A 20,860-nucleotide genomic window follows, 5' to 3' on the forward strand; every position below is an offset into this window, starting at 1 on the left:
GCCCGACGTTCAGGCGTCTGAAGTGCGTGCGCCGGTCACGCGGCGACCGGCGACGCCGGCTTCCGCTTGTCCGGCTCCTCCTGTCCGGCGGCGCCCCGCGCAGTGAGGACGCGGTCCAGCGCCAGTGCGCCCGGGCCCGTGAAGACCAGCAGCAGAAGGGCCCAGCAGAACAGCGCGGACGCCTCGCCGCCGTTCTGCAGGGGGAACAGGCCCTCCGGCTGATGGACGCTGAAGTACGCGTACGCCATCGAGCCCGAGGCGATGAACGCCGCGCTGCGCGTGCCCAGCCCGAGCAGCACCAGCCCGCCGCCGACGAGCTGGATCACCGCCGCGTACCAGCCGGGCCAGGCGCCGGCGGGGACGGTCGCGCCGCTGCCGCCCATGCCGCCGAGGATCCCGAAGAGGGAGGCGGCCCCGTGGCAGGCGAACAGCAGTCCGACGACGATCCGGAACGCGCCGAGCGCATACGGCCGGGCTTGGTCGAGTCGCGTGGGCAGGGTGCGGTTGGGCATGGGGGGTCCTTCGGGTCTGGGGACGTGAACCGGCGAAGAAACCTCAGGTTAGGCAGGCCTAATCAATACTTGCAAGTTCAACATCTGAGAATTCGATGAGAGACCGTTCGGATTCCGCTTCCGCGCGCCCGGGGGCCTGCGCGGGTACGCCGAGCCGCCCTTGCTGCCGGGCCGGGGCGCCCGTGCGGCCGAGGGCCCGCAGGGCGGCCCGCGCCACCGCGTCCGCGTCCGCCAGCGTCACCGAGTCCACGCCCGGCCGCGCCCCCGCGGCCGTCACCCAGTGCACGCCCTCTGTCGGCACCCCGATGGCGAAGCGCCGCGGGTGCACGCGCCCCTGACGGTCGACCAGGCGGTACGGGCGCGCCGAGACGTCCAGCCCTCCGGTCTCGTAGCCGTCGATCGCATGCGGCCGGCACTGACCGGTCTTCAGCAGCCGGCTGAGCAGCTCATCGCACGTCCTGCGCAGATCGGGCTCCGGCAGCCGGGCCTCGATCAGCGTCGTCGCGGTCACCGACGATCCGGGCACATCGGGCGACTCGGCAGTGAACGCCCCCTCGGGAGCCGCCCTCGACATCCCGACCGTCATCCGCGGGCCCACCACCTCCAGCACGCCCGCCTCGATCAGCGCCGTCATCTCCTCGACGCGACGGCGCGGCGGGCCGATGGACAGAAAGGCGTTCAAGGGCGTGTACCAGCGGTCCAGATGGTCACGGTGCGAGGAGCCGGAGAGCCCCCCATGGTCGACGATCAGCCGGAGCTCGTTGCGGATGTCGCGCAGCACGTCGAGCGCGGCCTTCAGCGGGCCCGCCACATTGCCGAGCGAGGCCTGCGCGGCGTCCGCGCGCAGCCGGTCCAGCAGCCAGGCGCGGTGCCCGGCGGGGGAGTGGAACGTCACCCCCGCGTGCGGGCGCTCCAGCCGCTCCCAGCGCCAGCGGTCCGCCTCGGCGAACCCGAACTCCTCCAGTACGGCCGCCTCCTCGGCGCTCCCGTGCGGCGCGGCCGCAAAGCGCTCCCGAAAGCGCTTCCTGAGGCTGTCCCTGGGGCTGTCCTTGGGGCCCTCCCGGAAACACTCCCGGCGGCCCTCGCGGAAGGCGCGGCCCGCCGGGTCGGCGGAACGGGCGAGCAGCGCCTCGTAGTGGACTGTCTCCACCTCCTTCGCCACCAGAGGCCATATCTCCTCGAGGAAGTCCGGCGGATCGCCCGCGTCCGCCTGCGCGCGGAAGGCCGCGATCACCCGAGGTGTCAGCACGACCGGCTCATGCCGTCCTGAAGGGCCCTTGGCGTTGTCCCCGCGTGCCTGGTACGGGACGCCGCGCCGGGATCCCGCGTACAGCTTCGGCTCGCGCCCCGAGGGACGGTAGACGAGCGCGCCGTCCCGCTCCTCGTACGAGCCGCCGCGGCCCGTCGTCAGCAGCGCCATATGGTCGAAGAAGCTGAGGCCGAGACCGCGCAGCAGAACCGGTTCGCCCGGGGCGATGCCCGACAGGTCGAGATCGGCGGGGTTCGCCGGGCCGAAATAGCGCAGCCGGCGGTGGCGCGCGGCGTAGTCGGCGAGATGCGCCTCCGACTGACGGGAGACGACCGGGAGATGGCCCTGCGCCAGGACCACCGCGCGCAGACCGGTCAGGACGGCGCCGTTGTCGAGGGCGAGGGTCTGGGGCGGGGCCTCGGGACCGTACGGATCGACCGTGCGGTCGTCCTCCAGCCGTACGGCCCTGGCCCGGTGGACCCGCACCGTCACCGTGTCCGGCGCCAGGCCGACCGTCCGCAGGAGCGCCCACTCCAGATAGCGGCCGTAGCAGGCGCGCGTCGGATAGTCGTCCGGACCGATCCGCTCGTCCGGGTGCTGCTCCCCGGCCCACTCGTACAGACTGGGACCGGGGCGCACCGGGCCCTCGCAGGCCACGCTCCGGTCCGTGAACAGGGTCACCTGGGAAGCGACCGTGTTCATCAGCAGCTCGGCCGACTGGTCGGTGCGCCAGACCCGGCCGGGTCCCGGCGGCGCGGGGTCGACCAGATGGACCGTCAGGGGGACTCCTGGCGCGAGTTCCGGGACGGAGGCGCAGAGCCGTTCGAGTACGGAGGCGCCGCGGGGGCCCACCCCGACGATCGCGATCGCGACGCCGCCGCCCGCCTCCGCCGCGGGCTCGGGGGCCCCGTGCGCCCATGTGGAGGTCGATGCGGCGGGCCTGTACACCCCTGCCGCAGGGCCGCTCGGTGGGGAGTCGCCGGCCGGACCGGACGTGCGGCGCGGAGCGGCTGTGCGCTGGTGCGGTACTGCGGGCTGTGCGGGACGTACGTCGTGCGCGTCGTCGAACAAGACCGTGACTCCCGGGGCTGTGGCGAGTGGAACCGGATCGTCCGCCTCATCATGCCGTTGCGGCCCCCGAAGTCGAACCCCTGGGCAGAACCCCTGACGGAGCCCGTGTGGAACTCTGGTGGATCGTGTGAACCTGGTGTCAGGGTCTCACCCTCCGCTGAGCGACGGATCGCGGTGCGCAGTCAACTCGCGTTCCTCCGCCGTCGCCAGCCGCGCGCCCGCGCCATGGCCGGATTCGTTCCTTCTCGCGCCGCCGCCCGCCCCGCCGCCGGTTCCGCCGCCTGGCGCGACGACGGCGAACCGCGCCTGGTCCAGCCGGAGCGAGGCGGCGCGCCCGCGCAGCGCCAGCGTCATCAGCTGGTTGCCGAACCACGGTCCGCCCGTGCGCCGCCAGTCGACCGGCGGCCGTCCGGCCCTGCCGTGTCGGGCAAGCGCCCGGCCCAGCCGCCGGCCCGCCCGGCTCCAGCCGAAGCGGAAGCCGAGCCGCAGTATGGCGTGGATGGCGTTGTGCACCGGCGAGCACGTCAGCTGGAACACCTGCGCCCGCGGACCGGGGCGGCCCGCCGGGTGCGCCGGGTCAGCCAGGTGTGCCGGGTCGGCCGGGTGTGCCGGGTCGGCCGGGTGTGCCGGGTCGGCCGGGTGCGCCGACTGCGCCGGGAGCGCCGAGCCGGCCAGGTGCGCCGGGAACGCCGGGTCGGCCAGGTGCGCCGACTGAGCCGGGAGCGCCGGGGCCGTCGGCTCCGCCGCGTACACCGGCTCCGCCACATACGCATGGTGCACATCGCCCGAGAGGACGCACACCGTCGCCGGGGCCTGCGCACCGCTGTCCGGTTCGCCGCCCGCCTCGGCGATCAGCGCCGTCAACTCCGTGAAGGAGGCGGGGAACGCGGCCCAGTGCTCCAGATCCGACCGTCTTCGCAGCGCTTCGGAGAACCGCGCCCAGCGCCGGCCCCGGGCGCCCGCGCACAGCGCCGCGTTCCAGCTCTCCGCGTCATGGACCAGCGGCGGCAGCAGCCAGGGCAGCGAGGCCCCGATGAGGAGATGGTCGTACGCGCCCTCCTCGTGGCCGTCCAGCGCCTGCTCGCGCAGCCACCGCGCCTCGCTCGGCGCGAGCATCGAACGCGACGGCTCCTCGAGGACGCGGGCGGCGCGCGTATCGGCCATCAGCAGCCGGGTGCGGCCGAAGTCGCGCCGGTAGCTCCAGCGGACGGACGTCGGATCGGCGTCCGCCTTGGACGCGAAGCGGCGCAGCACGTCGGTGCCGTCCGGGGCGGCTCGCACCGCCGCGTACAGTTCGTCGGCCTCCAGCTCGGCCGGGGAGAGGTTCCCCAGGTGCTGATGGACCCAGTACGACATCAGACCGCTGAGCACCCGCTCCTGCCACCACGGCTCCGCGCGCATCTCGGCGAGCCAGGAGGCGCTGGTGTTCCAGTCGTCGATCAGATCGTGGTCGTCGAAGATCATGCAGCTGGGGACCGTGGACAGCAGCCAGCGCACCTCGGGGTCGGTCCACGACTCCCAGTAGAGCCTGGTGTACTCCTCGTAGTCCGCGACCTCGGCGCCCGGCGGCTTGCGCAGGTCGCGGCGTGCGGCCAGCCAGCTCCGGACCTGTCCGCTCGTCCGGTCGGCGTACACCTGGTCGCCGAGCAGCACCAGCACATCGGGGCGGCACCGCTCCGGGAGCGCGCCGGAGGCCAGTTCGGCGGCGAGCGCGTCCAGGGCGTCAGGGCCGATCGGGTCGTGTTCACCGGCGGGAGGGGCGGCCCAGCGGCAGGAGCCGAAGACGACCGTCACCTCGTCGGAGGGGACGGCCGGGGTCCGGATGACGCTCGGCGGGAACGGGGAGCCGTCGAGGGGCCACACGCGGCGGCCGTCCAGCAGCACTTCGTACGCGGTCGCGGCGCCGGGGGTCAGCCCGGTGACCGGGACCAGCGCATAGTGGTGGCCCTCGATCTGGAACGTACGCGCGAAGCCGCCGCCCGCCCCGCCGATGCAGCGCACCTCGGCGCGGCACGGGCGGTCTGCCTCGACCCAGACGGTCGCGCGGTCGCCGGACTCCCAGTCCACGTACCGCAGCAGTGGTCCCAGCCGCAGCCCGGCCATGTGCGTCCTCCTCCGCCGTCCCGTGACGTCTGTACGGTACGGAACGACGGAGAGGCGTGTGTGCGTTCCGGCTCAACGGCCGCTCACGGTGTCGCGCCGCGCAGGGCTCGGCGCCCGCGCTCGGCGTCAACGGCCGCGCTCGGCGTCAGCAGCCGTTCAGCACCGACTGCAGCGCGTTCTTCTCCGCCGGGTCGACGGACAGGTCCCACTCGTACTTCACATCCACCCACATGCGGGCGTAGTAGCAGTGGTACGAGCTGCGCGGCGGCATCCACTCCGCCGGGTCCTTGTCGCCCTTGGACTGGTTGACGTTGTCGGTGACCGCGATCAGCTGCGGGTTGGACAGGTCGTTGGCGAAGGCGCGCCGCGCGGAGGTGCTCCAGGAACTGGCGCCCGAGCGCCAGGCCTCGGCGAGCGGTATGACGTGGTCGATGTCCACATCGGACGCGGCGTACCAGGTCGCGCCGTCGTACGGCGAGTACCAGCTGCCGCTGACCGCCGAGCAGTTGTAGGCCTGCTCGACGCCTGTGCCGTCGCGGTCGAGGACGACCTCGCGGGTGTTGCAGTAGCCGTACTGGGTGATCCAGTGCGGGAACTTGTCGCGGCTGTAGCCGCTGGAGGAACCTTCCGCCTCGACCGTCAGCCAGTTGAGGTACGAGCGCGCGGTCGAGGCGCTGACCGGGGCGGGCGGGGCGGCCTGGGCCGCGGGTGCGGTGACCAGGCCGGCGGCTGCGGCAAGGGCGACGGAAGCGGCGAGCACACCGGCACGGCCGGCATGACGCGCGTAGACACCTGACATGCGAACTCCAGTGAAGTGGGGGAAAGTTGGCCGGTACTCGCCCCTCGCGGGGCCCGGTCATCGTGTCGGCGCCAGGTTTCCTGGGGGAGTGCGCCAGGTAACAGAGTGGCGACATGGACACGTCAGATCAAGACTTCCGGCGAAATTCGACCCCTGGCCATATGGCGTCCCCGCAGCCGTGGTTGACGGGACGCCGGGCGGTTCCGGGCATAGGGTTGGCGCGTGCTGCTTCCGGTCAATCCGACCCTCGGGGCCGTACTGGCCGTCCTTCTCGCCGCCGCCGCGACGGTCGCCGCCGCGGCCCGTCTGGGGCGGTCCAGGGAGATCGCCGTCGCGGGTGTGCGCGCCGCCGTCCAGCTCACCGCCGTGTCCCTGGTGATCGGGTGGGTGATCCGCTCCGTCCCGCTGCTGCTGGCCTTCCTGGCGCTGATGTACGCCGTCGCCGTACGCACCGCAGGCCGCCGCATCACCTCCAACCGCACCTGGCGCTGGGCCGCGCTGCCGATCGCCGCGGGCGTCGTGCCCGTGGTCGCCGCGCTGCTGCTGACCGGACTGGTGCCGCTCAAGGGCATCGCGCTGATCCCGGTGGCCGGCATCCTCATCGGCGGCGCGCTCACGGCGACGGCCCTCGGCGGGCGGCGTGCGCTGGACGAGCTGGAGTCCCGGCGGGGCGAGGTGGAGGCGGGACTGGCCCTCGGGCTCCTGGACCGCGACGCCCGGCTGGAGGTGGCGCGCACGGCCGCGTCCGACGCGCTGCTGCCCGGGCTCGACCAGACGAGGACCGTGGGTCTCGTCACCCTGCCGGGCGCGTTCGTCGGGATGCTGCTCGGCGGTGCGTCGCCCCTGCACGCGGGGGCGGTGCAGTTGTTCGTGCTGGTGGCGCTGGCGGCGGTGCAGACGGTGGCCGTGGCGGTTGTGCTGGAGCTGGCGGCGCGGGGGCGCATCCACCGGGGCTGAGCGGGGCGGCGTACCGGACCCGGCGTACGGGGCCCGTGCCCTCGCGGCTCGGGCCGCCCGTGTCGACCGCGTGTCAGATCAGCCGCAGCTCGAAGGCCCCGTCCGTCCGGACCGTCACCCGGATGCGGGTGAGGTCCGGGACATGCGCGTCCGGGGCGTGTGCAGCGGCGCGCGGGCCGACGCCCACCACCCGTGCGCCCGCAGCGCGGGCCGCCGCGATGCCGACTTCGGAGTCCTCGAAGGCAACACACTCCGCCGGGTTAAAACCGAGCTCCGCCGCACCCTTGAGGAACCCCTGGTCGGGCTTGCCCGCCCCGACGCGCTCCGCGGTGACCCGAACCCGGGGCGTCGGGAGTCCCGCCGCTGCCATCCTCGCCTGGGCGAGGGCCTCGCCCGCGGAGGTGACCAGCGCGTGCGGGGGCCCGGTGAGGGCGGCCGTGAAGGCCGGGGCGCCGGGAACGGGCGCGAGGGGCGTCGAGATGCCAGCCCGCTTCTCGTTCACCCGCGCGGGTGGTTCTGCCTCCGAGTGGCGTCAAGTGGCCTGAATCTTGTCAACTCCGCCCCGTCCGCGTGGAGTCCTTGTGATCGAATGCACGGCCGCGCGGCCGTGTGTATCGACGACGGTGACCTTCGGTGACAAGGAGTCCGCAGTGCCCTCGCCCGCACCTGCACCCGCATCCTCTGCCGCATCCGCATCCGCACCCCCCTCCGCGCGTCGGCGTGCGACCGCCGCACGCGCCGCGACCGTGGGGCTCACGGCCGCCGCCCTTGCGGCCGTCGCCTTCGTCCAGCCGGCCGCCGCGGCGCAGGAACCCGCGGCGGCCGGACGGGGCTCGCACCGCGCCACCCAGCAGGCCCTCGACGCGCTGGTCGAGCACGGTATCCCCGGCGTGACCGCCCAGGCCAGGGAGGGGTACCGCGTCTGGGGCGGCGCCGCCGGGGTGGGCGACATCCGTACGCAGCGCCCGCGCGGGGTCCACGACCGCTACCGGGTGGGCAGCATCACCAAGACGTTCGTCGCCACGACGCTGCTCCAGCTGGAGGCTGAGGGCAGGCTCCGGCTCGACGACACGGTCGACGCCTGGCTGCCGGGCCTGGTGCGCGGCAACGGCCATGACGGCACGAAGATCAGCATTCGTCAGCTTCTCAACCACACCAGCGGCATCTACAACTACACCGCCGACCCCGAGGTGCAGTCGTACTTCGTCGCTCCGGGGTTCTTCGAGCACCGCTTCGACACCACGACCCCGGAGGAGCTCGTGGCGGTCGCGATGCGGCACAAGCCGAATTTTGAGCCGGGTGCGGACTGGTCGTACTCCAACACCAACTATGTGCTGGCCGGGATGATCGTCGAGAAGGTCACGGGGCGGCCGTACGGGGAGGAGATCCGCGACCGGATCATCCGGCCGCTGCACCTGCGTGCGACCAGTGTGCCGGGCGCCGACCCCCGTATGCCCTGGCCGAGCGGGCGCGGATACTCCAAGCTCTCGTTCGACGACACCTCCGGCCGGACCTACGACGTCACGGAGTTCAACCCCTCCGGCGCCTGGGCGGCCGGAGAGATGATCTCCGACTCCGCGGACCTCAACCGCTTCTACTCCGCCCTGATGCGCGGCGGGCTGCTGCCGCCTGCGCAGCTCAAGGAGATGCTGACCACCGTGCCGGTCGACGAGGAGGGCTGGCCGGAGGCGGGCTACGGGCTCGGGCTGCTCAAGCGCAAGCTGTCCTGCGGCACGGAGGTCTGGGGTCACAGCGGCGGCATCCACGGCTCGTTGTCCGCGGCGACCACGACCAGGGACGGCCGGCACTCCCTGTCGTTCAATCTGAACGGCGACTGGGGCGGTGACACCCAGTCCGTGGTCGAAGCCGAGTACTGCGGCGCTCAGCCGGAGAAGCGGCCGGGGTCGGAGCTCCGGGACGGCGTCGGCGCGGTCATGAACGTCCAGCGCTGACCGGAGGCCCGCGAACGCACAAGTGGCTCCACGCGCCGGTCAGGGAGTGCGCGCGGAGCCACTTTGTTTTTCGATGGTACAAAATCCGGGGCGAGGTGCAAAACCGGCCGGCCGGACCCCTCCCGCCCGGCCCCCGCGTCCGGCCCTCAGCCCGGCTTCAGGCCTCTGTCGTCTCCGCCTCCAGGGCCCTTCGCGTCTGCGGCCCGTACACCCCGTCGGGGTCGCCCGCGACGTCCCGGTCCTCCTGGTAGAACAGCACGGCGTTCTCCACATCCCGGTCGTACTCTCCGTCCGGGCTGCCCTGGAACAGCCCGAGCTGCGCCAGCCGCAGCTGGAGCTCCTGCACCCCGGCGCCGCTGTCGCCGCGCCGCAGCGTGCCGCCGCCGGGATTCGAGGCCTGAGGCGTTGTGACCGTGCCCGTCGCCTGGGTGGTCGACGGGGCGGCGGACGGTTCGGCCGCCTGTGCCGACGGCAGGGTGCTGCCGCCGGACGCGGACGACGGCGAGGACGCAGAGGACGGCGTGGGCGATGCCGAGGGGGAGGCGGACGCCGAGGCCGACAGGCTCGCGGAGGGGGAGGCGGACGGCGTCGCGGACGCCGAGGGGGCGGGCGCGTCGCTCACGCTCGCCGCCGGGCTCTCGGGGTCCGGCAGCGCGCGGTCCTCGGGAGCGTCCGCGGAGAACAGGCCGCCGGCGAAAGCCGCCGTGGCCGCCACGCAGAGCGCCGCCGCGCCGATGAGCAGAGCGGCGGACGGCCGGCGACGGCCGCCGCCCGCCCGCCGGGAAGTCCTCCTGTACGGCCCGTCGTACCTCCCCTGCGCCTGTTCCGGCGACCCCTGCGCCGGGGACTCCGGCACGGGCGCGGGCGGCGCCGCCGAAGCCGTCACCGCCGGCATCTGGACCGTCGCGGCGTCGCTGCCGTCGCCGCCGGCGCCGCTCCCGAACTGCTCCCCCTCCTGAGCCTGCGGACCCTGGAGCGTCACATACGGGCGGACGCGCAGCGGATTGAAGTCCTCCGCCGCGTCGATCTCGGCCTGGCGCCGCGCGCGCATGGCCTCTGCCGCCCGTACGGCGCAGTCGCAGCCCGGCCGCGTCGCTCCCGCCGCGCCGGCCGGCGCCGCGGCGCCGCACTCCGGACAACTGCTCGACGTCATCACGGGTCCCCTCCCTCGAATTGCGAGCGATTATGCAACCCGCCGTCCCGGAGGCACCACGCCGCCCTGCCGTACTCGGCAGGCCATACCAGGCCAGACCCACCACGATGGAGAGGAATGCGGCGCACCCGAGGAGAGCGGCGGACCCGAGGAGACGTGCATGGCCCAGGAAGCGAGCACGCCGGCCGTGGGCCCGGCCCCCGGGGAAGGGCAGAACCGGCCAAGCGTCCTGGTCGCCATCGGCGCGCTGCTGCTCGGCATGCTGCTCGCGGCCCTCGACCAGACGATCGTCGCCACCGCCCTGCCGACCATCGTCAGCGAACTGGGAGGGATGAACCACCTCTCCTGGGTCGTCACCGCCTATATGCTCGCCTCGACCGCGGCCACCCCTCTCTGGGGCAAGCTCGGCGACCAGTACGGCCGCAAGAAGCTCTTCCAGACGGCGATCGTCATCTTCCTCGTCGGCTCCGCACTGTGCGGCGTCGCCCAGGACATGCCGCAGCTCATCGCCTACCGGGGCATCCAGGGACTGGGCGGCGGCGGGCTGATGGTGCTGTCCATGGCGATCGTCGGCGACATCGTCTCGCCGCGCGAACGGGGCCGGTACCAGGGGCTGTTCGGCGCGGTCTTCGGGACCACCAGCGTGCTCGGGCCGCTGCTCGGCGGCTTCTTCACCGAACACCTCAGCTGGCGCTGGGTCTTCTACATCAATCTGCCCGTCGGAGTCGTGGCGCTCGCCGTCATCGCCGCAGTCCTGCACATCCCGGCGCGCCCCACCCGCCACACCATCGACTACCTGGGCACCTTCCTCATCGCCTCGGTCGCCACCTGTCTGGTCCTCATCGCCTCGCTCGGCGGCATGACCTGGACGTGGGGCTCGGCGCAGATCGTCTCCCTCGCGGTCCTCGGCGTCGTGCTGCTCGTGGCCTTCCTCCTCGTGGAGCGGCGGGCCGTGGAGCCGGTGCTGCCGCTGAAGCTGTTCCGCATCCGCACCTTCACCCTGGTCGCAGTGGTCAGCTTCGTCGTCGGCTTCGCGATGTTCGGGACGATGACCTATCTGCCGACCTTCCTCCAAGTGGTGCAGGGGGTGTCACCGACGATGTCCGGGGTGTACCTGCTGCCGATGGTGCTGGGCATGCTGGTCACCTCCACACTGTCCGGGCAGATCGTCAGCCGTACCGGCCGCTGGAAGATCTTCCCGATCGCCGGCACCGGCGTCACCGCCGTCGGCCTGGTGCTGCTGCACCAGATGAAGGAGTCCAGCCCGACCTGGGAGACGAGCACCTACTTCCTCGTCTTCGGCGCGGGCCTCGGGCTCGTCATACAGGTACTGGTGCTGGTGGTGCAGAACGCCGTCCGGTACGAGGACCTGGGCGTCGCCACCTCCGGCGCGACGTTCTTCCGCTCCATCGGCGCCTCCTTCGGCGTGGCGATCTTCGGCACGGTCTTCACCAACCGGCTCGAGGGAAAGCTCGCCGCCGCCCTGGCCGGGCAGCCGGTGCCGCCGGACGCGGGCGCGGACGAACTGGCCGCCGACCCGCGCGCCATCGCGCAACTGCCCGCCGAACTCCGGCCGGACGTCCTGCACGCCTACGCCACCTCCATCACCGACGTCTTCCTCTACGCCGTACCGGTCGTAGCCGTCGCCTTCCTGGTCTGCTGGTTCCTCAAGGAGGACCCGCTGCGCGCCTCCGTGACCGCGCCGGAGCCCACCGAGACACTCGCCTCCAACCCCGTCGAACGCTCCTCCCACGCCGAGGTGGCCCGGGCCCTGTCGGTGCTCGGCTCCCGCGAAGGCCGCCACGAGATCTACGTCCGGATCACCGAACGCGCAGGCCTCGACCTGCTCCCCGCCTCCGGCTGGCTGCTGCTGCGCCTCCGCCGCCACGGCGTCGTGGAGCCCGCCCTCCTCGCCGACACCACGCCCGTGCCGCTGCGAACGATCACCGATGCCGCCCGCCAGATCGAGCAACGCGGCCTGGCACGCCGCGAGGGCCTGGAGCTGATGCTCACCGACGAGGGGGTCGAGGCGGCCGGCCGCCTCTCCCACGCCCGCGAGGAGTCCCTGTCCGAACTCCTCGGCGACTGGTGGGGCCCGGACCGCCCCACGGACCTGGTCCAACTGGTCCACGAACTGAACGCCGAACTCTGCGGCTCGGACGGCGACCGCCCGTACGAGGGGGAGGCCAAGCGGGACCACTCGCGCTGACCGGACGGCCGACTTCTCGGTGGAGCCGTGGGCGTCCCGTCCTAGCCCTCGTCCCCGGTCAGCGGCCCGGCCCAGCCGGGGTCGCCGGGGGAGGGCGGGGCCGGCCGGGCCGGAAGCTCGACCTCGACCACCTTGAAGCGCCCGTTCAGGTGCTCGACCGGGCTGGATATGCCGGGCCGGACCAGGCGGAAGCCCTGCCGCTGCCCGGGAGTGAGCTCCTCGTAGACGGCCTTGGGCACGCCGAAAGCGAACGTCAGCCCCCTCGGGGGAATGGCGACATGGGGCGGCACCAGGTCGACGCGCCGGCTGTCCCACCGCATGACCATGACCCTGAACAGCGCCGGCACGGCCCCTGTGGGCATGCCGACCGCCATCCGCTGAGGCAGTTCCTCCAGCGCCCAGCGGGCGACGTCGGGCAGCGAGTGGTCCACCGGCAGCCGCAGCCTCAGCAGATGCGCGGGGGCGGCGCCGAACCAGTGTGTGCGGGTCGGCGGCAGAGAAGGGAGAAGCGTGCGGGCCGCCGCGTACAGCAGCCGTGCGGAGCGTTCCAGATCGTCGGCCGCCGTGTTCGGAAGGGTCGCCAACTCGATGGTGAGCCAGAAGGACTCGTCGGCTTCAAGGGAGCGCCGCAGCTCATCGCGGCGCTGCCTCCTGGTCCGCTTCATCTCGAGGAGACTGCGGCGCTGCCCGGCGGCCCACTCGCCCGGCACATGCATCAGCGGTGTGTCGCCCCAGCACGCGATCCCGGCCTCGTACGCGGCCAGCGCCTCGACCGGGTCGTCGGCGGCCAGGGCCGCCCGGGCGTTCTCGTCATGGCGGTACAGCAGGTTCAGGTCCAGGTTGCCGCCCTCGACGGGCAGGGCGCAGGACGAGTCGCCGATCTCCAGCCGGTGCCCCTGCCTCTGCAGCCCCTCCAGCACGTCTTCCAGCTCGACCCCCTCCTGGTCGGCCAGGTCGCGCAGTCGGTCGAGCCGAAGCGGTTGGCCGCGGGCGAGCAGCAGGCATGCCAGAACCGGCCGGTATCCCGACGGCACATGCAGCGCGGTCTCCGCGCTCCAGACCAGTGGGCTGCCGAGTACGCGGTACGTGAAGGACGGGGCGTCGTGCGAGGGCGGGGCCGGCGTGCCGCGGAGCAGGTCGGCGCCGACAGAGCGCACGGAGGGTTCCGGGTGCGCCAGATACGAGATCGCCTCCCGGAGTCGTGGATCCTCGACTGCCGTGAGCCTCAGCAGCCGCTCTTCGTATCCGGTGGCCGCCTCGTACAGCACCCGCCCGAGGGCGTACAGATCGCCTTCCGGCGTGGCCGCCGGCGCGGCCATGTGCTCCGGGGCGACATAGCGGGGCGCGTCACCCAGGACGGGCGGCCACGTCAGACCGTAGTCGGACAGGACGGGACCGCCCCCCGGAGGAACCATGACGTTGTCCAGGTTGAGGTCGCCGTGCGTCAGCCCCTCCGCATGCAGCGCCTCCAGTCCGATCAGCAACTCCCGGCCCCACTCGAGGATCAGCTCGGGGGCCAGGCCCCGGGGCGAGTTCCCCAGCCTCTGCCGCAGCGTGGGGCCGTCCACCGGCTCCGTCACCAGCACACAACGGCCGCGGTCCTCGAAGCCGTGGAAGACGGCGGCCAGTTGTGGAACGGCCTGGGCGGTCATGCGGGCCGCCTCGCCCGCGCTGGTGACGAAGTCGGCGACGATGCCCCGCCAGCGCTCCGGCATGACACGGGCGTCAAACGTGTAGATCTTGACGGTGACCGGCCGGTCCAACACGCGGTCATGCCCTCGCCAGACCTCCGCGTTTCCGGCGGCGGCGCTCAGCCGGGACAGTGCATACCGCCCCTCGAACAGCGTCTCCGGCTCGGCCTCCCCGTCAGTCTCCGGCTCCGCACCCCGCAGCAGTCCCAACGACTCCCGGCTCACCAGCGCGAACCGGCCCCCGGCCGTCGTGAGGGAGCCTTGGCGCGCTGCGACCAGAGCGCGGAACTCTCCAGGGGCGGTGCCCGCGAGAGCGTCGAGCCGGTGGCCGACGTCCCCCAGGAGCTGGGCCGTCGCGGCGAGAGCCGATCTCGGCAGCATGCCCAGCAGCAGCTCACGGACCCCTGAGCGAAAGCCGTACGCGCCCGAGCCGGCCGGCCCCGTCGCGGTCAGCAGGCCGCTGAGCACCACTTCCGCGAGATGCTGCGGCTGCGGCTGCGGGTCGATGGCCGCCTGGACGAGCCGCATCACCGGGAGCTGCGCCTCACCGACCGCGAGATGGGCGGCGAGCCGGAACGCCTGAGGCGAGGCCAGCGCGTGGAACCGCCGTACGAGGCCCTCGGCGTCCAGCGCGTCCGCCGCGACCGCGGAGGCGCGGTGCATCTCCTCCGGCGGCGGCGCGGCGACCGCGGCCGCGCCGGGGACCTTCGCACCGCTCGGCGCGCCCACCAGCCTCGCCCAGTGGCCCAGCCACCGCGGCGAGGGCTCCAGCACGGGAACGAGGGGCGGGCCCGCCCCTCGGACGGCGTCAAGGCCGCTGGCGTAGGGCAGAAAGGCCAGGGCAGCGCCCGGCGCGCCCGGCCCGGCCGAGGAGAACTCCCCGGCCGCCGGAGCGAAGGCGGTCTGCCGCCACAGCCGCTCCGGCAGCGGCTGTACGACGGCGACCGGGTACCGGTCGGCCCAGTCGCGCAGGCTGCCGTACCACCGCTCGCCCGCCTCCCCCTCCCGCCACTGGGGGCCCATGCAGTCGCTCAGCACGAGGACGGCGGTCCGCCCCGCCTGCCAGCCGACGCGCGGCGCGGCGCCGTCGGGGCCCACCCGCACGGTGTCGACGGTGCGGAACGCGCCGGTCTGTGCGAAGGCGCGGCGCAGTTCCCGCAGCAGCGGACGCCACATCGTCATCGTGGGCCCGGTGTCGAAGACGAAGCGCAGATGCAGCCAGCGTTCCCGCTTGGCGCGGAGCACCGGCAGCCAGAGCGCCCGGGGTGCGTCGAGTGCCGCGATGCGGTGCGCGGTCCCCTCGGCGTCCAGCTCCCAGCCGTGTGCGCTGCGCACCCGGCGGCGCAGCGGGCGCAGGGCACGCTGGAGTGCGAGGCGGCGCGGCAGCATCGGCGGCGCGGGCGCAAGCAGCGACTCCCAGCCGCCTCCGCCTCCGCCATCGCCTGCACCGTCGCCGTCGCCGTCGCCGTCGCCGTCACCGGCACCGTCGTCCGCGGTCCGGATCGGTGCTGTCGCCGGCGCCCCCGGCACGGCGGCCGGCGCGGCGGCGGGCGGGGCGTGCAGCGGGACCCGTTCCGGCGTCGTGGACGGAGGCGCCGGGTCCTCCCCGAGCGGGCGGGCGTTGCGCCGTGCACGCGCGGCGGGCCGCACACCGGCGCCGGGCCGCGGCTCCCGGTGATCCGGCGGGGCGTCGCCGGAGTCCATATGGCGGGCCAGCCACAGCACTTCGGCCAGCTCCCGCCCCGTCGGCGACGCTCCGGACGCCCGGTGCAGCAGCCCCGCCAGTGTGCCGACAGCGTCGACAGCGCCGACCGCCCGGGCGCCGCCCTCGCCCGGCGCGTCAGTCATACGCGTCGACGGGGTCGAGGGCCGGGCCCAGATGGGACATCAACAGGGTCGCCAGCTCCTGCCGTGACGGGGAGTCGAGCCCCGCGGCGCGCGTCAGATAGACGGCGTTGAGGAGCTGGTCCGTGGCGAGTTCGCCGTCCCGCCCGCGCTCCAGGAACCGCTGCACGAGCTGCACGGTCTCATCGTCCAGGGCATCGCCCAGGTGGGCGCGGACGATGTCCAGGAGCTGCCGTTCGTCCGGTCGGCGCAGGGCGAGGGTCACACAGCGTCGCAGAAACGCCGGAGGGAACTCCCGCTCCCCGTTGCTGGTCAACACGACGAACGGAAAGGCACGGCAGTGAACCACCCCCTGGCGGACGGCGACCCGCTCCCCTGCGTCCGCCGTCAGGACGCTCGCCTCCGCCTGTTCGCGTGCCGCCCGCACCAGTTCCGGGATCTCGTACTGCCCCTCTTCGAGGACGTGCAGCAGGTCGTTGGGCAGGTCGAGATCGCTCTTGTCGATCTCGTCGATCAGCAGCACCCTGGGGAGTTCGAAGGGCAGCAGGGCCGTGCCGAGCGGCCCCAGCCGCAGATGGTCCGCCGGCGAGTCGGCGGCCTCCTCGGGGCCGCGGCCCGCCGCATACAGCCGGGACAGCGGGTCGTACTGGTAGATCCCGTCGGCGAGGGTGCTGCGACTGGTGATGTTCCAGCGCAGTACGGGACCGAGGCGCAGCTCCCGTGCCACGGCGTAGGGCAGGCTCGACTTGCCGCTGCCGGGCGGGCCGGTCACCAGCAGAGGGCGGCGCAGATAAAGGGCCGCGTTGACCAGTTGCACCGCCTCGTCGGTGGGACGGTAGGTCTCGGCGCGGTGGGCCCGGAACGGCGAAGCGGCGGACTCCGCGGGCCCGTCCGGCCTGCTCAGCGGCGGGCCGCCGTCGAACGCCCGCCAGGGAGGCGGTGCGGGCAGCCGCGTCACCTCGTCATGCGGTTCGCCCGATCCGCGGTACACGGGCCACAGGGACATAGGCCGTCGCTCCAGTCGTGTCAGCCGACGGGGGAGTGGCGCAGCCACCCCGCCTCGGGAAACCAGCGGGGATCCTCCCAGACCAGGGACACGCCCTTCGCCCAGTGGGGCTCCGGCCCTTCGTGGGTGAAGGCGCTCTTGCGCAACTCCATGACCTGCTCGGGGAGTTCGTCGGGCGGCAGGGCGGCGAGCCGCTCGCCCAGCCGCCGCAGGAAGTCGCCGCCGCGGCAGTCGTCGCCGCACGGCCCGCGGCCGCCGCCGGGACCGGGGCAGCCGGTGCGGGGCCAGAGCACGATGGGGGCGGGGGCGTCCAGCACGGCCCGGTGCAGCCTGTCACGTGCCGACCGGGGCGGACGCGGCAACCCCACGGGCCCGTAGACGTCCTGGAGCCGGACCGAGAGCTGCTCGGGCCGCTGGGGGAGGTCGCAGGGCAGCGGGTGCACGGCGGAGCCGGGTCGGCCGTCCAGTACGGCCCACATCTTCCGCAGCTTGAACTGCAGCAGTTCACTCGCCCGCCGCTCATGGTCGAGTACGACCACGGGCGCATGGCAGCCGAGCGGTGTGCGCATGCCCTGGCGACGCCGCCATTCGTCCACGGGCTGATTGATCCAGTCCCTGGGAAGCGAGAAGGCGATCAGTTCCCTGCCCGCCGCGTCGATCGCGCCGAACGCCTCGTCGATGCGGGCCAGCACCCAGTCGCGGACCCGGTTCCTGGCCAGCCGCTGCTCACCGATCAGCTGTGGTCGACCGTCGCGGTAGGCCGCGACCTCGACCAGCAGCGCGTTGCGGTCGGCCCCGCTGTGGCGGACCGTCACGAGGATCGGCGACCGCGGACGGGGTTCGGCGGCCGGTCCAGGAGCAGCCACCACCTGCCCGAGCGAACGCGTCCGGTCCGCCGGGGACGGCGGGAAGGGCGGCGGAGACGGCGGCGCGGGGGACGGCGGGAAGGGCGGCGGAGACGGCGGCGCGGGGGACGGCGGGAAGGGCGGCGGAGACGGCGGCGCGGGGGACGGCGGGAAGGGCGGCGGACCGATTGCGCCGGACGGCACGGAGGACGCCGCCGTCGGCTCCTGAGCGTTGCCCATGGCTCGCAGGCCCGGATCATGCGCGCCGGCATCGGGGGGTGCCGCCTCATGGGCTGCGTGCGCACCTTCCGTTGCATGGGGACCGCGGGCGCGTGCGGCAGCACCGTGCGGGCCGAGGGCGTCCTCGACGCCGTGAGCCCGCCGCCCGTGGTCGGCGCGGCCCGCCGTCATGGGCGCGGCATGCGCGGCCCGGTGCGCACGTGCCCAGTCGCGCAGTCCGAGCGCGGCAGGCGCGGGCTCGCTCGCGTCGGCCAGCCGCACGGCGAAGTCGGCGAGGGGCAGGTTCCCGGGGCTCGGCCGGGTCTCCGACAGCAGAAGCCACGCGGCTGCCCAGAGGCTGTCGATGGGCGGCAGCAGCTGAACTCCCAGCGGCCCCGCCGAGCTTCGCACCAGCTCGCCGACCGCGGGCGCGCCGGGCTCGGGGAGCCGTGCGACGAGTTCGCGCAGCGAGCGCTTCTCCTCCGGTCCGTAGCCCGGCGTCGGGATCAGCTCCGCCAGCGGGGACCAGTGCCGGGCCAGGACCCGCGTCGGGATCATCCGGCCGTTGCGCGCCGTCTCGTCGTGTGCCGACACCATGCCGACGACCGTGCCGCCCTCCTCGAGGACCGCCGCCGCCCCGCTGAAGCCGTGTGTGGGCTGCTGTCCGTATCCGGTCCACAGCTCAAGCTGACTCCACTCGTCGCCGATCAGCCGGCGGGAGGTGGCGCGCAGTTCGCTCTGCACGCCCTCTTCGCCGTACCCGTCGGGGAAGCCGTGCGCGACGAGCCTGGGGCTGGGAGAGCCATAGGCGTCCTCGAGGCCCGCGAAGGCGGCGGGCGTCAGCCCGACCGGCCGGCTCAGCTCGAGCACGGCGACATCCCCGGGATCCTGTGCGCGTCCCGCCCAGGGCCCGCGCACCGCAACGGTGGCCGGGACCGGTCCCAGGGCAGGCGCCCCGGGGAACACCACCTCGGCCTCCCGCGTCTGCTGCACCACATGTGCGCAGGTCAGCACGTGGTGCTCGGAGACCAGAAACCCGGAGCCCAGTGCCGACCCGGCCAGGTCGACACGGGCGTGCCAGCCGGCGGGCCCGGTCACGACGCCGTGGCGGCCGTGCCGTGGTCCCGGCCGCTCTGCGGCGACCAGGAGAGCCGGACGGTCAGATGGCCCTCCGCCGCACTCTTGGCGATCACCGCACCGGCCTCCGCCGTGAGCTTCACCCCGAATTCGAGCTCCAGGCCGTCAGGCCTGAGCGTCCCGTCCCGGAACACGCCGAGCGCCGACTCGGCGGCGGCGCGTATGCCGTCGAGTGCCGCGTCGAAGGTCCGCCCGGCCTGGACGAGGGAGTTGCCGTCACGCGCCACCAGCTTCGCGCCGGGGCCGTGCCGGTCGACCTCGACCACGACCTGCGCACCCTCGTCCGTCCTGAACTCCATCAGTGATGCCATGCCGTCCCCCGAGATCCCCCGCCTTGCGCCGCGCTCCGCACGTCGACTGATGTGCTGCAGACGGCCATTGTGGCCGACGGTGCGTGACCTTGTCAGGCGAAGAGGCGGCGTCGCTTCGCCCGGCCGCGGGCACAGCGGCAGGCCGTGCGGGCGAGTACGCCGCGCGGGCCTCCCCGCCGCGAGTGTGCCGCCGGACTCGTCTCAGCCGCCCGTCGAGGCGTCCAGCCGGAACAGGTCTCCGGCCGCGCCCAGGCGGGCGAACTCCGCACGTGCGGCGGAGAGTTCCCTCGCTGCCGCGTCCGCGTCGCCGGCCGCCCGACAGGCCAGGGCCAGCGTGGTGCGGGCACGGGCGGCCTCATAGGGGATCTCCAGTTCGGACCAGATGCCGCAGGCGCCGCGCAGCACCGGAACGGCGGACCGCGCGTCGCCCTCGGCGAGCAGCACGGCGCCCCTCGCCTGCGCGGCCGCCGCCCGCGGCCGGGGCGTGCCGAGCAGCGCGCCGACCGCGGTCAGCTCTTCGGAGGCCTCGCGCGCCGCCACCAGGTCGTGCGACGCCAGCATGACCTCCACATACGCGGGCAGGAAGCGGGCCCGCTCGACGCCGCCGTCGGGCATCTCGCCCGCCAGCCGCAGGACGGCCGCCACGGCCGCGTCCGTGCGCCCCTGCGCCAGCCTGAGCAGGGCCAGTCCCGGCTGCGGATCGGCTCCGGCGTCCGCGGCCAGCCGGAACCCCGCCTCGGCGTCGCCGTACGCGCCGCGCAGCCGGTGGAGCTCGCCCAGCAGGCAGCGGGCCGCGGTCTCGGGCCCGCCCGGAACCGCGCAGGCACGGCGAGCCGCGGCCAGCGCCTCCGTCCAACTGCCGCGCAGGTGCAGCGTCTCGGCGTGGTGCAGCAGCCACCGCCCCCGGTACGGAACGAGCTGCGGCTGCCCCGCGCACCAGCGGCCGAGGGCCTCGGTCCACGTCCGCGCCCGCCGTACGTCGAGGATCTCCCGGCAGGCTTCGACGCGGCCGCAGTAGGCCTCTCCGGCGACCACCGGGGAGACCTCGCCCTCCTGGACGGCGACCATGGCCCCGTCGAGGAGGGCGCTGCCCTCGTCGGTCCCGCCGAGGCGGATCAGCGCCCGGCCCGCACCGTGGCGGGCCAGGGTGAGCAGATCGGGGTCCCGGAAGCGCTCCCCGGCCTGGGAGGCCTCGCCGAAGGCGGCGTACGCGCGGGCGGCGTCGCGCTCGAAGAGGGCCTGCAGGCCGGTCAGACAGCGCAGATATCCCCGCTCGGCGCAGTCGGGCCGGCCGTCCTCGTCGAGCAGGCGGCGGGCCCGGCCGGCCCAGCCGCTCGCGCGCGGGAGGTCACCGGCGCCCAGGAGCCGGTAGGCCAGCCAGAAGGCGCAGCGGGCGGCTCGCGGCCGATCGCCCCGGTGCAGCCACGCGTGGTGGGCGCGGACCCGGGCCTCGTCGCTGCCGAGCTCGTCACCGGCCAGATATCCGGCGACGGCGAGGCGCTCCAGGTCCTCGGGGCCCAGCGGAGCGGCGAGATCGGCGGCGGCCAGCTCCGCCTGGGCGTCGTGCCACGCCCGCCGTGCGAAGGCGGAGCGGCCGCGGTCGAGGGGCGGCGCGTGGGGCGCCGTGGGGGCCATGTCGCCCTTGTACCACGCCGGGCGCGGGGCCGCCTGCGGACGGCGGGTCGGGCCCCGGGTGGCGGACCGGCCGGTAGGGGCGGATCCTGACGGAACGCGGCGATCCACCCGGGGGGCCGCCCATGGAGGCGTCCTCCCGGGCCGGGCGTGACACCCGTGTGCTTCG

General features: G+C 74.1%; 13 protein-coding genes and 1 pseudogene. 3 read left to right on the plus strand and 11 right to left on the minus strand.

Annotated elements, in window-relative coordinates; translation table 11 throughout:
- Window positions 1–35: 35 nt before the first annotated feature.
- The 4 genes from QCN29_RS11670 to QCN29_RS11685 form a co-directional block, all read right to left on the minus strand.
- The gene (locus QCN29_RS11670; RefSeq protein WP_279927789.1) at window positions 36–512 is read right to left on the minus strand and encodes a DoxX family protein; all 477 of its coding nucleotides are present in this window, start codon (window positions 510–512) and stop codon (window positions 36–38) included.
- Between the two features lie 58 nt (window positions 513–570).
- Window positions 571–2,613, minus strand: coding sequence for an FAD/NAD(P)-binding protein (locus QCN29_RS11675; RefSeq protein ID WP_279927814.1), 2,043 nt, complete (start codon window positions 2,611–2,613; stop codon window positions 571–573).
- 366 nt (window positions 2,614–2,979) lie between these two features.
- Entirely contained in the window at window positions 2,980–4,935 is a 1,956-nt protein-coding gene (locus tag QCN29_RS11680) for an alkaline phosphatase D family protein (RefSeq protein ID WP_279927790.1), read from the minus strand.
- Between the two features lie 145 nt (window positions 4,936–5,080).
- Window positions 5,081–5,734, minus strand: coding sequence for an HNH endonuclease family protein (locus QCN29_RS11685; protein WP_279927791.1), 654 nt, complete (start codon window positions 5,732–5,734; stop codon window positions 5,081–5,083).
- 222 nt (window positions 5,735–5,956) lie between these two features.
- On the opposite strand from QCN29_RS11685, the gene QCN29_RS11690 reads away from it, so the two are divergent.
- Complete coding sequence (locus tag QCN29_RS11690) at window positions 5,957–6,691, plus strand: ABC transporter permease (protein WP_279927792.1); 735 nt, start codon at window positions 5,957–5,959, stop codon at window positions 6,689–6,691.
- Window positions 6,692–6,764: 73 nt separating this feature from the next.
- On the opposite strand, the pseudogene QCN29_RS11695 reads toward QCN29_RS11690, so the two are convergent.
- A pseudogene (locus tag QCN29_RS11695) lies at window positions 6,765–7,160 on the minus strand (HAD-IA family hydrolase); the annotation flags it as partial.
- A gap of 181 nt (window positions 7,161–7,341) precedes the next feature.
- Here QCN29_RS11695 and QCN29_RS11700 point away from each other — a divergent pair.
- On the plus strand, window positions 7,342–8,643 hold the full coding sequence (locus QCN29_RS11700; protein ID WP_398859173.1) for a serine hydrolase domain-containing protein: 1,302 nt from the start codon (window positions 7,342–7,344) through the stop codon (window positions 8,641–8,643).
- A gap of 157 nt (window positions 8,644–8,800) precedes the next feature.
- Here QCN29_RS11700 and QCN29_RS11705 read toward each other — a convergent pair whose 3' ends face one another.
- Window positions 8,801–9,796, minus strand: a complete 996-nt coding sequence (locus QCN29_RS11705; RefSeq protein WP_279927793.1) for a peptidoglycan-binding domain-containing protein — start codon at window positions 9,794–9,796, stop codon at window positions 8,801–8,803.
- 160 nt (window positions 9,797–9,956) lie between these two features.
- On the opposite strand from QCN29_RS11705, the gene QCN29_RS11710 reads away from it, so the two are divergent.
- Window positions 9,957–12,005, plus strand: coding sequence for an MDR family MFS transporter (locus QCN29_RS11710; RefSeq protein ID WP_279927794.1), 2,049 nt, complete (start codon window positions 9,957–9,959; stop codon window positions 12,003–12,005).
- Window positions 12,006–12,046: 41 nt separating this feature from the next.
- On the opposite strand, the gene QCN29_RS11715 is transcribed toward QCN29_RS11710, so the two are convergent.
- The 5 genes from QCN29_RS11715 to QCN29_RS11735 all read right to left on the minus strand — a co-directional run bounded on the left by QCN29_RS11715 (window position 12,047) and on the right by QCN29_RS11735 (window position 20,694).
- Entirely contained in the window at window positions 12,047–15,544 is a 3,498-nt protein-coding gene (locus QCN29_RS11715) for an SAV_2336 N-terminal domain-related protein (RefSeq protein WP_279927795.1), read from the minus strand.
- Window positions 15,537–16,547 (minus strand): AAA family ATPase, encoded by a 1,011-nt coding sequence (locus tag QCN29_RS11720; RefSeq protein WP_279927796.1) that lies wholly within the window; start codon window positions 16,545–16,547, stop codon window positions 15,537–15,539. Before QCN29_RS11720 ends, QCN29_RS11715 begins: the two co-directional genes overlap by 8 nt.
- 20 nt (window positions 16,548–16,567) lie before the next feature.
- Window positions 16,568–18,709, minus strand: a complete 2,142-nt coding sequence (locus tag QCN29_RS11725) for a VMAP-C domain-containing protein (protein ID WP_279927797.1) — start codon at window positions 18,707–18,709, stop codon at window positions 16,568–16,570.
- Window positions 18,706–19,059 carry a CU044_2847 family protein gene (locus QCN29_RS11730; protein WP_240139811.1) on the minus strand — a complete coding sequence of 118 codons (354 nt, stop codon included), beginning with the start codon at window positions 19,057–19,059 and terminating at the stop codon, window positions 18,706–18,708. The genes QCN29_RS11725 and QCN29_RS11730 overlap by 4 nt, the downstream gene beginning before the upstream one ends.
- Before the next feature lie 201 nt (window positions 19,060–19,260).
- Window positions 19,261–20,694 (minus strand): DNA-binding response regulator, encoded by a 1,434-nt coding sequence (locus QCN29_RS11735; RefSeq protein WP_279927798.1) that lies wholly within the window; start codon window positions 20,692–20,694, stop codon window positions 19,261–19,263.
- Window positions 20,695–20,860 lie beyond the last annotated feature (166 nt).

The sequence above is a fragment of the Streptomyces chengmaiensis genome, from assembly GCF_029846775.1.
Classification (GTDB): Bacteria; Actinomycetota; Actinomycetes; order Streptomycetales; family Streptomycetaceae; genus Streptomyces; species Streptomyces chengmaiensis.

Bases quoted from the DNA above. Each gene is read 5' to 3' on its own strand.
- QCN29_RS11705 (WP_279927793.1), bottom strand. From the start codon at position 9,796: ATGACGTCGAGCAGTTGTCCGGAGTGCGGCGCCGCGGCGCCGGCCGGC.
- QCN29_RS11670 (WP_279927789.1), bottom strand. From the start codon at position 512: ATGCCCAACCGCACCCTGCCCACGCGACTCGACCAAGCCCGGCCGTAT.
- QCN29_RS11735 (WP_279927798.1), bottom strand. From the start codon at position 20,694: ATGGCCCCCACGGCGCCCCACGCGCCGCCCCTCGACCGCGGCCGCTCC.
- QCN29_RS11710 (WP_279927794.1), top strand. From the start codon at position 9,957: ATGGCCCAGGAAGCGAGCACGCCGGCCGTGGGCCCGGCCCCCGGGGAA.
- QCN29_RS11685 (WP_279927791.1), bottom strand. From the start codon at position 5,734: ATGTCAGGTGTCTACGCGCGTCATGCCGGCCGTGCCGGTGTGCTCGCC.
- QCN29_RS11730 (WP_240139811.1), bottom strand. From the start codon at position 19,059: ATGGCATCACTGATGGAGTTCAGGACGGACGAGGGTGCGCAGGTCGTG.
- QCN29_RS11680 (WP_279927790.1), bottom strand. From the start codon at position 4,935: ATGGCCGGGCTGCGGCTGGGACCACTGCTGCGGTACGTGGACTGGGAG.
- QCN29_RS11715 (WP_279927795.1), bottom strand. From the start codon at position 15,544: ATGACTGACGCGCCGGGCGAGGGCGGCGCCCGGGCGGTCGGCGCTGTC.
- QCN29_RS11720 (WP_279927796.1), bottom strand. From the start codon at position 16,547: ATGTCCCTGTGGCCCGTGTACCGCGGATCGGGCGAACCGCATGACGAG.